Origin of the sequence: Microbacterium sp. LWH10-1.2, assembly GCF_038397765.1 — a bacterium.
In the GTDB taxonomy this organism is placed as follows: Bacteria; Actinomycetota; Actinomycetes; order Actinomycetales; family Microbacteriaceae; genus Microbacterium; species Microbacterium natoriense.
Genome location: NZ_CP151638.1, coordinates 2,861,956 through 2,874,901, shown reverse-complemented (window position 1 = coordinate 2,874,901; position 12,946 = coordinate 2,861,956). Strand labels below are relative to the sequence as shown.

Sequence of the window (12,946 nt, the reverse complement as noted above, 5' to 3'; positions counted from 1 at the left end):
CGGAGCCCGGAGCGGTCGTTCTGCAACGGGAAGCCTCTTGCTTTTTTAATAGCAAGTGTTCTATAAAAGTCTGAACAGCCGCCCATCCGGAGGACTCCATGGCCGAACGCACGTCCCTTCGATACCGCAGGGTCTTGACGATGGCGACCATCGCCGCGGGTCTCCTGTCCATCACCGCATGCTCGACCCCGACGGGATCCGACGAGATCGAGGTCGACCTGACCGATCGCGCACCATCGGCTGCGGAGTCGGTGTCGGAGATCACGTGGAACCTCTCGGATGGCGAGCCGGCGACGCTTGATCCCAGGGACTCCGCGACGTACTCGAGCGCGACGGTGGTCGCGAACCTCTGCGACCCGCTCCTGGCGATCGACGAGGACTACACCCTGCATGCGAACCTCGTCAGCTTCGAGGCGCCGGACCCGCTGACGCTCGTCTACACCATCGAAGCGAAGGCGACGTTCTGGGACGGTCGGCCCGTCACCGCAGACGACATCGTCTACAGTCTGGACCGAGCGGCGGACCCGGCTGCGATCACCGCGTTCCTGTTCGCGAACGTCGCCGACGTCGAGAAGACGGACGATGCCACGGTGACGGTTCGGTTCGCCCAGCCGGATGCGATGTTCAATGCGCAGATGGCGACGTTCGCCGGTGCCGTCGTGGAACGCTCCTTCGCCGAGACGGCCGGTGCGTCGTTCGGAACCGCGGCAGGAGGGATCATGTGCAGCGGGCCGTACACGCTCGACCAGTGGCGCCCGGGAAGCGACATCACCATCGAGCGCAACCCCGACTACTGGAACAAGGAGCTCCCTCTGCTCGTCGAGCGCGCGAAGTTCACCTTCATCACGGACAGCACGGCTGCATCCCAGGCGCTGTCGACCGGCGAGATCGACGGCGCATACCGCATCGATCCCTCCGCAGTGCCGACTCTCGGAGCAGCCTCGAACGGGCAGCTCTTCTTCGGTCCGTCGATGGAGAGCCTGCAGCTGTATGTGGCCAGGGCGGACGGGCCGCTGGCCGACGTCGCCCTCCGGGATGGCCTGCAGAAGGCCATCGACAGAGAAGCGCTCGCGACGACCGTGTACTCCGGAGCGGCGGCCCCTCTCTACGCCACGGTGACCCCGCGCACGTGGCCGACCGCGCAGCACGAGCTGTACCAGGACGCCTATGACAAGTGGGCGGCTGCGCGGACGTTCGATCCCGAGGCCGCGAAGAAGCTCGTCGAAGGCTCAGGCTATGGCGGCGAGACGCTGGTGCTGGGCGTGCCCGCGGGGCAGGCCACCCTCTCGCGGGTGGCGCAGCTGGTGCAGCAGCAGGCAGAGGCGGTCGGTGTGCAGATCGAGATCAAGGATCTCCAGCCCCTCGACTATGCGACCGCCTCCTACGACACGGTGACCAGGGAGCGCTTCGGCTTGGACCTGCTGCTCGGCGAGTCCTTCAACGCGACGGCGGAGCCGCTGGAGCCCCTCGGGTTCACCCTGACTGAAGGCGCCCCTTACAACTACACGCAGATCGCCGATCCCGAGCTCGCCACTCTCCTCGAGCGGGCGCGAGCGGCCGTCGATCCGGAGGACCGTGCGCGCCTCGTGATCGAGGCGCAGGAGATCGGGGAGGCGACGTCGGCCGCGATCCCGCTGCTGAGCCTGCACACCACGACGTTTCTGAACAGCCGCCTCGGCGGCGCGATCACGTCGTTCGCGTACATGTCGATGCCCTCCGTCGCCTACCTCGGCGGCACCGGTGGTGGCGAATGAACCGGGGAGTCCTGCCCCGCGAAAGGGTGATGTCCGGGATGATCCTGACGAATGCGGTGATCCACACCTCCGACGACCAGTGTCCCGTGGCGGACACCGTCGTGATCCGAGACGGCCGCTTCGAGTGGGTGGGTCGTGCCTCCGATCTCCCCGCGGATCACGATCTCCCGACGATGGATCTCGATGGGAGGACGGTGATCCCCGGTCTGATCGATGCCCACTCCCACCCCGCCCTGGTGGCGATGAGCAGATGGCATGTGCAGCTGCCGGAGACGCACAGCGTGGACGAGCTCCTCGATGCCATTCGCGACCACGGCGCAGCGCATCCGAAAGAGGAGGCGCCGTACCTGTATTTCGAGTACTTCCCGACTGCTCTCCTCGGCGAAGCCGGCGCGACGAAGGAGCTGCTCGACAGCGCTATCTCCGATCGTCCGGTGCTCGTACAGGACTCCGGCGATCATGCGAGCTGGGTCAACACCCGGATGCTCGAGCTCCTCGGTGTCGACGAGAACACTCCGGACCCTGTGCCAGGACTTGAGCGATTCGCGAGGGATGCCGGTGGACGCCCGACCGGGTACATCTTCGAGAACGCGCACGCGGGGTTCCTTCCGCGAATGTATGAAGCGCTGGGCTGGACTCCGCCGGAGCGGCCGACGCCGAAGATCATCCAGCCGGTCCTGGACTTCCTCGGGAGCACCGGAGTGGTGGCCGTGTTCGACGCGCTCATCGAGTCGCCGGAGGTCATCACTGCGATGCGAGAGCTCGACAGCCGCGGAGATCTCCACATGCACTACGAGGGAGCGATTCGTTTCCGCACCCTGGCCGATCTGCCAGAGGCGCTCGAGACGGTGGCTGCGCTCGACGACGACTCCGACTCGAGCAAGGTGCGGGTGCGCACCGTCAAGCTGTTCCTCGACGGCACGAACGAACTCGGCAGCGGGGCCGTCATCGATCCGCTGCTCAGCGAAGACAATGCGGGCCCGCTGGGGGCGATCCAGATGGAGCTCGACGATCTCGTGGAGTGCCTGCGTCTGTGCAACGGAGCAGCCGTGGACCTTCACATCCACATGGTCGGCGACAGGGCCTTCCGCACGGCGTGCGACGCGGTAGAGCGTGCACGGTCTCAGGTGGAGGCAGAGGGCATCGCATGGAACGTCCAGGTCACATTCGCTCACTGCGAGCTCGTGGATCCGGCCGATCTGGCTCGACCCGCTGAGCTCGGAGTGATCGTCAACTGGACCAATCATTGGTCCGGCGGATACTTCGGGGAGGAGGCCGCGCGCCATCTCGGCACGCATCGCTGGGAGTGTATGTACGACGTGGCCGCGATCGCCGACGCCGGTGCGCGGGTCACGTTCTCGAGTGATGTGGTGTCGGCCGCTGAACTGCACCGGGCGGCGCCCTTCTTCGGCATGCAGATCGCCGTCACCCGGATCGATCCGGAGGTGCCTCTGGATGCTGAACGATTCGTCGAGAGCAGGCGCCCTGCCGCCGCGGCGTCGCTGTCGCTGTCCAGGCTGCTCCGGGGGTACACGATCGATGCCTCGGTGCAGCTGCGCATCGAGAAGGACTACGGCAGCGTGTCGCCGGGAAAGCTCGCGAACCTCGTCGTGCTCAACGTCGACCCGTTCACGACTCCCGGTCAGGATCTCGCCGCCGTTCATCCGTCCGCGGTCGTCTACCGGGGTGCGGTCGTGTCGGGACATCTGCCGGCGCCCCGATGATTCCGCTCGGGTCTGCGCATGACCGCCGAGGAACACACCTGAAAGACCACGACAAAAGGAACCCCATGCCCGACCTGACCATGCCGACCTTCGAGTTCGCCTTCGACATCCTCGTGGACATCGCCGAGGGGTGGCACATCGGTGTCGGAGAAGACGAGAAGCTGTGGTTCACTCCGATCACGGGGGGGAGCTTCGAAGGGCCACGCCTCTCGGGCGAGGTGCTGTCGGGCGGCGGCGACTGGTCGGTGAAGCGGCAGGACACGACGCGTGTCGAGGCCCGGTATCTCATCAAGACGAGCGATGGCGTCGTGGTGGACGTCACGAATGTGGGCTACTTCCGTGCGACGCTCGAGGTCGAGGAGCTTCTCGAGGCAGGGCAACCCGTCGAGGAAGGCTCGTACTATTTCCGTACGGCCTTCACTTTCCGCACGGATTCGCCCACGTACCGATGGTTGGCGGAGAATCAGTTCATCGGGGTGGCGAGCGATGAAGGCCAGCGGATCCGGATCCGCGTATTCCAGCTGCTCTGATCGGGCGGGGTGTTACAGACGGAGGAGAGATCATGCCGAAGATCGTCGACCATGCGGCGCGCAGGCATGAGATCAGCGTGGCGGCGATGCGCGTGCTCGCCCGCAGCGGCCCCGACGGGCTGACGTTGCGTGCGCTGGCTCGCGAACTCAAGGGCTCCATCACGCTGGTGACGCACTTCTACGCGGACAGGCAGACGCTCCTGGCCGGCATCATCGATGAGCTGTCCACGAACTACGACGATGATGTCGCATCGCTGCCCCTGACCGGCGACCGCGTCGAGGACCTGCGTGCGTACCTGCTGTGGATGGTTCCGCTGACACCTGAGGAGATCGATATCGAGCGCTGCAGAGTCGCGCTCGTCCACTCCGCGGACAACAGCGCGATAGCGAGCTTCTTCGACTCGATGGAGGGCAGGGCCCGCTCGGCATTCCGGGCGAGGCTCGACGGTCTGATCGATGAGGATGCGATGGGGGAGGCGATCGACTTCCTTCGCACGCTCGTCAACGGAGCTGTGCTCTCCGCGGTCGAACACCCGCAGTACTGGACGGAAGAGCGTCAGCGAGCGGTGGTGGAGCGCGGCTTGGCGGCGCTCGGCCTGGTGGGCGTGCAGAGCGCGAACGGCTGACGATTATTATTTTGTGACGAGCTCTATACAAACGGCGAGTTTTTTCGTAGAGTGCTTTCACCCGACCATGAGTGCGAGTACCCGAGGAGCACCGTGAGCACTATCCCAACCAACGCAGAGCGCGCCGTGGCCCCTTGGAGCGAGATCGAGAGTCTCGTCGGACGACGGTTCGTCAGCGAATGGCTCGAGATATCAGACGACGCCAGAATCCATTTCGAGAAGGCGTCCTACCTGGATCAGGCCGAGAGCCCTTTCGATCCCGCAGGCTATCCGGAGGGCCTGGTGGAAGGATTCCACCTGCTGGCGCTCCTGGATCACCTCGTCGGCCAGGTGTCGTACGTGGAGGCGGACGCGTGGACGGGGTGGAACTACGGTCTCGATCGAGTCCGGTTCACGTCTCCGGTGACCATCTCCGACCGTGTGCGAGTCGCGGGTGAGATCACGCAGTTGGAGCCTCGAGCCGGCGGCTACCTCGTCACCTACGACTGCGTCATGGAGATCGAGGGATCCGAGCGACCGGCGATGGTCGCGACGTGGAAGGCGCTGTGGAGCGTGGACGAGGAGGACGAGGCGTGATGTCGACGACTCCGCGCTCCGACGAGCTCGCCTGGATGTCCGGTGCAGACGTGGCGTCCCTCATCCGCTCGCGCAGCGTCAAGCCGTCGGAGGTGGTGGCCGCCGCGCTTCAGCAGATCGATGAGCACGAAGCGCAGACGAACGCCTTCGTCACGGTCCTCGCCGAGCAGGCAATGGATCAGGCGGCGCGTGCGGACGACGAGGTGATGCGAGCAGATCCCGCAGACCTGCCTCCGCTGTTCGGCGTGCCGCTCACCGTCAAGGACCTCTCGGCCACAGCGGGGATCAGAACGACCTTCGGCAGCACCCAGTTCGCCGAGCATGTCCCCGATGCGGATTCTCTCGCAGTGGGCCGTCTTCGAGGCGCCGGGGCTATCCTCATCGGCAAGACGACCACCCCGGAGTTCGGGATGCTCGGAGTCACCGAGAGCGCACTCACCGGAGTCACCAACAACCCTTGGCGGCTGTCGCGCACCGCCGGCGGATCCAGCGGCGGTGCAGCAGTGGCGAGCGCATCCGGCATGGGACAGCTCGCCTGGGGCTCAGACGGCGGCGGGTCGGTGCGCATCCCCGCGTCCTACTGCGGTGTGGTCGGGCTCAAAGCCTCGCTGCGTTGGATCCCGGGTGAGCACCCTTGGGACTCGGCGGTGACCGACGGTCCGCTCACCCGTACCGTCGTCGATCAGGCTCTTCTGCTGGAGGTCGCGGCGGGGCATCACCCATCGGCTCCGTTCTCGACGCCGTTGCCCGCCCGCGATTTCGTCAGCGCCGTGCGCGCCCTTCCCGCCGACCTCGCCGGTGTCCGCATCGCCTACGCGCAGAGCCCGTCCGGTGCGTCCCCGAGTGCCGAGGTGGCCGCCGTCGTCCGTCGGGCCATCGACGTGCTGGCGGGCGCAGGAGCCGAGGTCAATCTCATCGAGCTGCCTCTGCCGGACCCGGTGGAGTACTTCATCGATTTCTGGGGTCCCGCCTTCCTCGATCCGAACGCCCCGCTGCCGCATCCCGCCATGCGCAGCGTCAGCGAGGCGGCGCAGCGGCTCACATTGGAGAGACACCTTCACACGGCTTCCGAGACTCGAGCCGAGATCACCCGGACCTACAACCGCGTGTTCGAGGAGTTCGATCTGCTCATCACTCCCACGAGCCCGGTGGCGGCGTTCCCGCATCCGGGTGCAGCAGGGGGCAACACCGAGATAGACGGAGTGCCCGTCGCGCACCCGGCGATCGACTTTCATCGGTACACCGAACCCGCATCTCATGCCGGGATCCCCGCGATCACGGTGCCGGCGGGGTTCGATGCCGACGGGATGCCCGTCGGCATGCAGCTGCACATGCCTCAGCATCAGGATGCGCGGCTTCTGCAGATAGCCGCCGTCTGGGAGACGCTGCAACCGTGGGCTCACCTGCGCCCGGAGTTCCGGCTGTGACGGCGGGGATCGATCTGGGGCCATCGACCGTGACCGTGCGGGCGATCGGAAGGCGCGCCTCTGCGGCGACCCGAGTGCGCCAACGGCTCGTGCGCTGGATAGTACTCCCCGTGGCGACGATACTCGTGACGTCGTTCCTCGTCTTCTCGGCGCTGTCCCTCACGCCGGGAGACCCGATCGCTCAGATCCTCGGGGGGAAGGCGACCGAAGAGGCCCGCGCGGCCATGCGAGAGCAGCTGGGCCTGGACAAGCCGCTGATCGTGCGCTATGTCGAGTGGATCGGAGGTCTGCTGCGTGGAGACCTCGGCACCTCCTACACCTACCGGGACTCTGTCATCTCCGTGCTCGCGCCTCGCGCCGAGGTCACTCTGCAACTCGTCCTCTACGCCGCCGTCCTGATCGTGCTGCTCGGTATCGCGCTCGGTCTGATCGGCGGGCTCACCGAGCGCATCAGACCTGCGATCGCGGGACTGATCGCCCTGCTGATCTCGATACCGAGCTATGTTGCGGCGACGGCGCTCCTCGGGCTCTTCGCAGTGAACCTGCGGTGGTTTCCGAGCTTCGGCGCGGGCGCGCCCGGCGTGGATCGGTTCTGGCATCTGACCCTCCCGGCGATCGCGCTCTCGGTGTCGTGGATCGCTTACATGGCGCAGATCTCGATGGCGTCCATCGACGATCAGCGGTCGAAGGAGCATGTCCGTACGGCGATAGGCAGGGGACTGCCGCGGCATCTGGTGATCGGGAAGCATGTGCTGCGCAACGCCGGGGTCCCGATCGTCACAGCGACAGGTCTCACTCTCGCCGCACTCGTGGCGGGCAGCGTGATCGTCGAGACCGCCTTCACCCTCGACGGGATCGGATCCTTGCTCGTCCGCAGCGTGGGAACCAAGGATGTCCCTGTGGTCGCGGCGGTGTCCGTGATCGTCGTCGCCGTGTACGTGATCGTCATGGCACTGGTCGATGTGATCCACGTGCTCCTGGATCCGTCGCTCCGGTCCCGAAAGGAGAGAGCATGACACTCGCCGGGGTCACCTCAGCTCTGCGCATTCCTCGGTGGGGACGGAGACGCCTGCGTGCCCTGGATCCGTACACGATCTTCCTCATCGTCCTCTGCGGGGCGCTTATCGTGATGGCCGCGATCGGGCCGCTGGTCGCGCCGTACGCCCCGGATTCCACTGATCTCCTCGCCGCTAACCAAGGCCCGAGTCCGGCGCACCTCCTCGGCACGGATTCGCTCGGACGAGACCTTCTCTCCCGGATCCTCTGGGGCGCGCAGATCAGCTACGCGGCGGCTTTGCTCATCGTCTGCATCAGCGTCATCATCGGCACCCTCCTCGCTCTGCTGTCGTCCTGGTACGGCGGGTTCGTGGACAGTGCGACGTCCTCGGTTCTCAACGTGTTCATCGCCATACCCGGGATGATCGTGGCCATCATCGCGGTCACGGTTCTCGGTGCCGGGTTCTGGGCGCCCGTGCTGGCCATGGCATTCGCGAGTTCGCCTTACGTGGCGCGCGTGATCAGGGGAACTGCGCTGCAGGAGCGTCACCGCCCCTACGTCGAGGCGCTCGCACTCTCTGGAGTGTCGACCGTGCGAATCAATGCGCATATTTTGCGCGGTGTCATGCCGATCGTGCTCGCTCAGGCGACTTTCGGCTTCAGCGTCGCGCTGCTCGAGTTCGGTGCGCTGTCGTTCATCGGACTCGGAGTCCAGCCGCCGACCGCGGAATGGGGGGCCATGGTCATCGCCGGCCGCACCGAGCTCCTCGCCGGGAATCCCCAACAGACGACGGCGGCCGGAGTCATGATCGTCCTCACCGTGATCTCTTTCACCCTCCTGGGGGAACGTCTGCAGAGGATGCTGGGAGCGAGTCGATGACACACACAGTAGACCCTCGTCCCCCGCTTCTTTCGATCCGGGGCCTGCACGTACGCAATCGGATCGGGCGCGAGCTCGTCCCGGTCCTCAGCGGAGTCGACCTCGACGTGCGCCCTGGCGAAGCCGTCGGCGTCGTAGGGGAGTCCGGCTCGGGCAAGTCGATGACGTTGCGCGCGGTGATGGGGCAGCTGCCCAAAGGCTTCAGCAGTGAGGGCAGCATTGAGTTCGACGGTGAGGACGTCCTCTCGATGCGACCTTCGCACCTCGCGAGGTTTCGATCTCGTCGGGTGGGGATGATCTACCAGGATCCTCGAGCGCACATCAACCCACTGTGGACCATCGGCGACTTCCTCACAGAGGCGGTCGTGGCCGATCGCCGTCTGTCCCGCCGCGAAGCGCGGGATCGCGCCGGGCGACTGCTCGAAGAGGTGGGGTTCCGCGATCCTGTGCGGCAGATGAAGCAGTACCCCGGCCAGCTCTCGGGGGGTCTGCTGCAGCGCGTGATGATCGTCGCCGCCCTGATGCCCGAACCTCAGCTCCTGCTCGCCGACGAGCCGACCACTGCGCTCGACGTCACCGTTCAGGCGGAGGTCATGTCGATCTTCGGAGATGTGATTCGGGCTCACGATGTCGGGCTCCTCTTCGTGACCCATGATCTCGATCTCGCCGCGGCCACGACCGATCGGCTGGTGGTGATGTACGCGGGGCGCATCATCGAGGCGGGACCGGCTCGCTCAGTGACGAGCACCCCGACGCACCCCTACACCTCGGCGTTGCTGGCTGCGCGCCCTTCTCTGACGAGACGCGAGCTTCCCGCCAGCATCCCGGGAGTCCCGACGCTCGCGTCGTCCGTGCACGATCGCTGCGCTTTCGCGGATCGATGCCGCTTCGTCGAGCCCGAATGCGTCGAGAGCGAACCGCGGCTGCGGCCAGTGGGCGACGACAGTGTGTCCGCATGCGTGAGAACTCACGAGATCCGAAACCGGCTGGAGAGGATCGCACAGTGAGCGCATCTCTTGTATCACTGGAACACGTGACGAAGGTCTTCGCTTCTCCCGGCGGAGATTTCCGAGCCGTCGACGACGTGAGCTTCGATCTGATGCCAGGCGAGTCCGTCGGGATCGTCGGTGAGTCGGGTTCGGGGAAATCGACCACCGCACGAATGATCGCGGGACTCGAGCGGACCACAGAGGGGCGGATCACCTTCTGGGGCGAGCAGACGAGACCCGCCCGGACAGCGGTCGCTCGCCGCGCCCAGGCCCGACGAGTGCAGATGGTCTTCCAGGACCCGTTCGGATCCTTGGACCCTCGCCAGAAGCTCGGAGCATGTCTCGCGGAGATCTTCGCCATCCATGGCACGCCGGCTGGTCAATCGACGAACGAGTTCGCACGCACGCTGCTGAAGCGTGTCGGACTGGAGGCGCACCATGCCGATTCCTATCCCCGGCATTTGTCCGGAGGTCAGCGGCAGCGATTCGCCATCGCGCGGGCTTTGGCGCCGCAGCCGCACCTGCTGATCCTCGACGAGGCGGTGTCGGCGCTCGACGTCAGCGTCCAGGCGCAGGTGCTCAGATTGCTCAGCGACCTCCGCGAGGAGACTCAGCTGGCGTATCTGTTCGTCTCGCACGACCTGGCCGTCGTCCGTCAGATCTGCGATCGCGTTCTGGTGATGCGAGACGGAGCCGTTGTCGAGGAAGGTCCCATCGACCAGGTGCTGGACGATCCTCAGGCTGCCTATACCCGCAGGCTCATCGAGTCTGTGCCGGTACCGGGCTGGACACCGCCGCAGCGCAAACGTCGGTGAGGGAGATCACGAATGCTGTGAGCGAGCGACCTCTTCGACGGCTCGTGAGAGGAGGGGGAGCACGTCGTCGAGCCGGAACGGAGTGACGGAGGCCAGTAGTATGCACGCGTCCGATCCGATGATCGGCACGTGAAGGGGCAGCGCGATCGTCGTCGCCAGTCCACCGATCGCATTGCTGAATCCTGCGGCATCCGCGAGCGGATCGGTCGCCGCAGCCCCCCTGCCTGCGTCGATCGCTCTGAGAGCGACGTCGTTGTTCTCATGCACGAATCCTGGCGGCGCGGCGACATGCATGCCGGGATGCTGCGGGCCGGCGCTCGCGACGGTGACCAGGATGCCGTCCGTGTCGGCGATGATCATCGCCGAGCAGTCCGTGTCATCAGCGAGCTTCTGGAGCGAACCTCGGACGAGGTTCTCGATAGGCTCGGCGACCGCTCGAGCGAGCGCCGTGATGCCGAATCCGAGATAGTAGCGCTTACGATCGTCCCTGCGGATGAACTGCGTGCGCAGGAACGGTCGCAAGAGGCGGTAGAGAGCCGTGCGCTGCGTGTCGAGTCGACGCGCGAGGTCGGATGCGGATAGTCCCTCCGGGTTCGCATAGAGCTCCCAGAGCAGGGCGATCGATCGTTCCACCGTCGTCGAGGAATCGGACGTCGCCAACTCAGCTCGCCGGTTTCTGTGGGACATGACGAAAAAGGCCGGCATCGCCATGGGGGTCAGCTGAGTCCGGAGAGCGCACCATTGAAGAATAGCAACGGCTCTCCGTCGGTCCTCCCGAAGTCCGTGATCCTTCCGACCACCAAGGTGTGATCGCCCGCATCATGCTGCGCCCAGTGCTCGCATTCGAACCATCCGATCGCGTCAGCGATTCGCGGCACTCGACCGGAGCGATCCCAGTCCGGTGCTCCTGCGCGGTCCTTCGAGGCAAAGGACCGCGCAGCCGCCGCGTGCGTGTCCGCGAGGATGCTCACGGAGAACGGCTGCTGCATGAGCGGTTCGTGGGATCGGGACGTCTTCTGGATCGATACGAGAAGCAGCGGGGGGTCCAGCGACACAGAGGTGAAGGCGTTGACGGTGAGCCCGTGGATGCCGTCATGGTTCTCGAAGCCGACGATCGTGACGCCGGTGGCGAAACGTGAGAACGTGCCACGCAGCGCCTGTGCATCGAGCAGGGACGGGGTCCGCAGTGTCGACGTGTTCATCATGACCGCTTGCGGGTGGGGAGGTCGACGCGGATGCTCGCCCGGTCGGCGAACTGCGGGTGGGGCGGGTAGATGGCGGACATCTCGATATTGTCGATGAAGGGACCGCCTTCCATGTCGCGAGTCATCCAGTAGGCGCCGACGGAGGGAAGCTGGTTCTGGGCGATGATGATGTGGTTCGCTGCCACCGCCATGTCGCGGAAGATCCGTGCGAGACGGGACTTCGCCCCGACACCGCCCACGCCGCTCTCGACGAACAGGGTGTTCACGATGTCTCGGCACTCGTGAACGATGAACGTGTTGATCTCCGCCATGAGCACACGCAGCTCGTAGTCGATGAAGCGGTTGTTCTGCGCACTCTCGAACGCGCGGGAGATCACATCGTTCTGCAGCAGCCGCGACGCGCGGATCCGCGCGTCCGACCGAGCGATAGCGATGTGCAGGTTCTCGTCGGTCGCGAAGCGAAGCTGACGGTAAGAGCCGCGACGGGCTTTGAGGTGTGTCTGCTTGATCAGCTCCTCCAGCGCGGCGGTTGCCAGCCCGAGCGCATGAGCAGAGTGTGCGGCCTGGATGAATGGCCCCTTCTCGTGCGGCGTGCCGTAGGTGATCCCCCAAATGCCGCGCTCGTCCACCATATCGGCAGGAACGAAGACCTCTTCGTCGACCGAGAAGTCGCCACTTCCTGTTCCGCGCAGACCCAGACCGTCCCAGGTGTCGTGGAGAGTCACGTCCTCCCGGCGGAAGTACGGAACGACGAACCACGGAGTGCCGTCCTTCGGAGAGAGCACGACCTCGCCATTGTCGTCGTGGAGCACGCACAGGCCGAAGAGATGGGTCGCCTCCGGGGATCCACTCGAGAACGGCCAGCGTCCTGATACCCAGTAGCCTCCCTCCACGGCGCGCGCGACCCCGCCGGCGCGGCCTCCGTTGCCTGCGATGATCCATCGCTCGTCTTCGAGGATGCGTCGCATCGCGTCCTTTCCGGCCCAGGTCTGCCCCGTGTGCAGCATGCAGAGCCAGCCGGCGGAACCGTTCACGTGGGAGAGCGCCTCGACGGCTTCGAGCCATTCGACTGGGTGCGCTTCCAGCCCACCCAGCTCCTTCGGGAGGAACGCGCGGTACATCCCGCACTCGTAGAGGGCGTCGGTGATCTCTTCAGGCATCCTCCGCTCGTTCTCGATGATCTCCTCGGCATCGCGAACAAGGGGGAAGATCTCGGTCACGCGCTCGAGAAGCGTGGCCTCGGCAGTAGTTGTGGCGGTGTTCACGGCATCTCCTGTCACATAATTGGTACGACTAGTCACAGTGTGTATCAATAGATAGACATTTGCAAGAAGATCTTTCAGACTTCTTCCGGATGTGCGTGATGGAGCGATCGTTATATAAAAGTCACCACATTAAGGTCGATCTGCGGTTCAATGACGGAA

The 12,946-nt window shown here is 65.4% G+C and carries 13 protein-coding genes; 10 read left to right on the top strand and 3 right to left on the bottom strand.

Features of this window, described 5'->3' with window-relative positions:
• Positions 1-98: 98 nt before the first annotated feature.
• The 10 genes from MRBLWH10_RS13700 (at position 99) to MRBLWH10_RS13655 (ending at position 10,317) form a co-directional block, all read left to right on the top strand.
• On the top strand, positions 99-1,754 hold the full coding sequence (locus tag MRBLWH10_RS13700; RefSeq protein WP_341940305.1) for an ABC transporter substrate-binding protein: 1,656 nt from the start codon (positions 99-101) through the stop codon (positions 1,752-1,754).
• Positions 1,755-1,792: 38 nt separating this feature from the next.
• The gene (locus MRBLWH10_RS13695) at positions 1,793-3,478 is read left to right on the top strand and encodes an amidohydrolase family protein (RefSeq protein ID WP_341940304.1); all 1,686 of its coding nucleotides are present in this window, start codon (positions 1,793-1,795) and stop codon (positions 3,476-3,478) included.
• Positions 3,479-3,543: 65 nt separating this feature from the next.
• Entirely contained in the window at positions 3,544-4,008 is a 465-nt protein-coding gene (locus MRBLWH10_RS13690) for a DUF3237 domain-containing protein (protein WP_341940303.1), read from the top strand.
• A gap of 32 nt (positions 4,009-4,040) precedes the next feature.
• On the top strand, positions 4,041-4,634 hold the full coding sequence (locus MRBLWH10_RS13685; RefSeq protein WP_341940302.1) for a TetR family transcriptional regulator C-terminal domain-containing protein: 594 nt from the start codon (positions 4,041-4,043) through the stop codon (positions 4,632-4,634).
• A 93-nt stretch (positions 4,635-4,727) separates the two neighbouring features.
• A complete protein-coding gene (locus tag MRBLWH10_RS13680) occupies positions 4,728-5,210 on the top strand; it encodes a hypothetical protein (RefSeq protein ID WP_341940301.1) in 483 nt (160 codons plus the stop codon).
• Positions 5,210-6,637, top strand: a complete 1,428-nt coding sequence (locus MRBLWH10_RS13675) for an amidase (RefSeq protein ID WP_341942595.1) — start codon at positions 5,210-5,212, stop codon at positions 6,635-6,637. Before MRBLWH10_RS13680 ends, MRBLWH10_RS13675 begins: the two co-directional genes overlap by 1 nt.
• Positions 6,604-7,653, top strand: coding sequence for an ABC transporter permease (locus MRBLWH10_RS13670; RefSeq protein ID WP_341940300.1), 1,050 nt, complete (start codon positions 6,604-6,606; stop codon positions 7,651-7,653). The genes MRBLWH10_RS13675 and MRBLWH10_RS13670 overlap by 34 nt, the downstream gene beginning before the upstream one ends.
• Positions 7,650-8,513 carry an ABC transporter permease gene (locus tag MRBLWH10_RS13665; protein WP_341940299.1) on the top strand — a complete coding sequence of 288 codons (864 nt, stop codon included), beginning with the start codon at positions 7,650-7,652 and terminating at the stop codon, positions 8,511-8,513. Before MRBLWH10_RS13670 ends, MRBLWH10_RS13665 begins: the two co-directional genes overlap by 4 nt.
• A complete protein-coding gene (locus MRBLWH10_RS13660) occupies positions 8,510-9,520 on the top strand; it encodes an ABC transporter ATP-binding protein (protein WP_341940298.1) in 1,011 nt (336 codons plus the stop codon). The genes MRBLWH10_RS13665 and MRBLWH10_RS13660 overlap by 4 nt, the downstream gene beginning before the upstream one ends.
• Positions 9,517-10,317 carry an ATP-binding cassette domain-containing protein gene (locus MRBLWH10_RS13655; protein ID WP_341940297.1) on the top strand — a complete coding sequence of 267 codons (801 nt, stop codon included), beginning with the start codon at positions 9,517-9,519 and terminating at the stop codon, positions 10,315-10,317. Before MRBLWH10_RS13660 ends, MRBLWH10_RS13655 begins: the two co-directional genes overlap by 4 nt.
• A 6-nt stretch (positions 10,318-10,323) precedes the next feature.
• Here the strand turns inward: MRBLWH10_RS13655 and MRBLWH10_RS13650 are convergent, their stop codons facing one another.
• The 3 genes from MRBLWH10_RS13650 to MRBLWH10_RS13640 form a co-directional block, all read right to left on the bottom strand.
• Positions 10,324-10,950, bottom strand: a complete 627-nt coding sequence (locus MRBLWH10_RS13650) for a helix-turn-helix domain-containing protein (RefSeq protein ID WP_341940296.1) — start codon at positions 10,948-10,950, stop codon at positions 10,324-10,326.
• A gap of 83 nt (positions 10,951-11,033) precedes the next feature.
• Positions 11,034-11,519 (bottom strand): flavin reductase family protein, encoded by a 486-nt coding sequence (locus MRBLWH10_RS13645; RefSeq protein WP_341940295.1) that lies wholly within the window; start codon positions 11,517-11,519, stop codon positions 11,034-11,036.
• Positions 11,519-12,787: an acyl-CoA dehydrogenase family protein gene (locus MRBLWH10_RS13640; RefSeq protein WP_341940294.1), complete on the bottom strand. Its 1,269-nt coding sequence runs from the start codon at positions 12,785-12,787 to the stop codon at positions 11,519-11,521. The genes MRBLWH10_RS13645 and MRBLWH10_RS13640 overlap by 1 nt, the downstream gene beginning before the upstream one ends.
• Between the last annotated feature and the right edge of the window lie 159 nt (positions 12,788-12,946).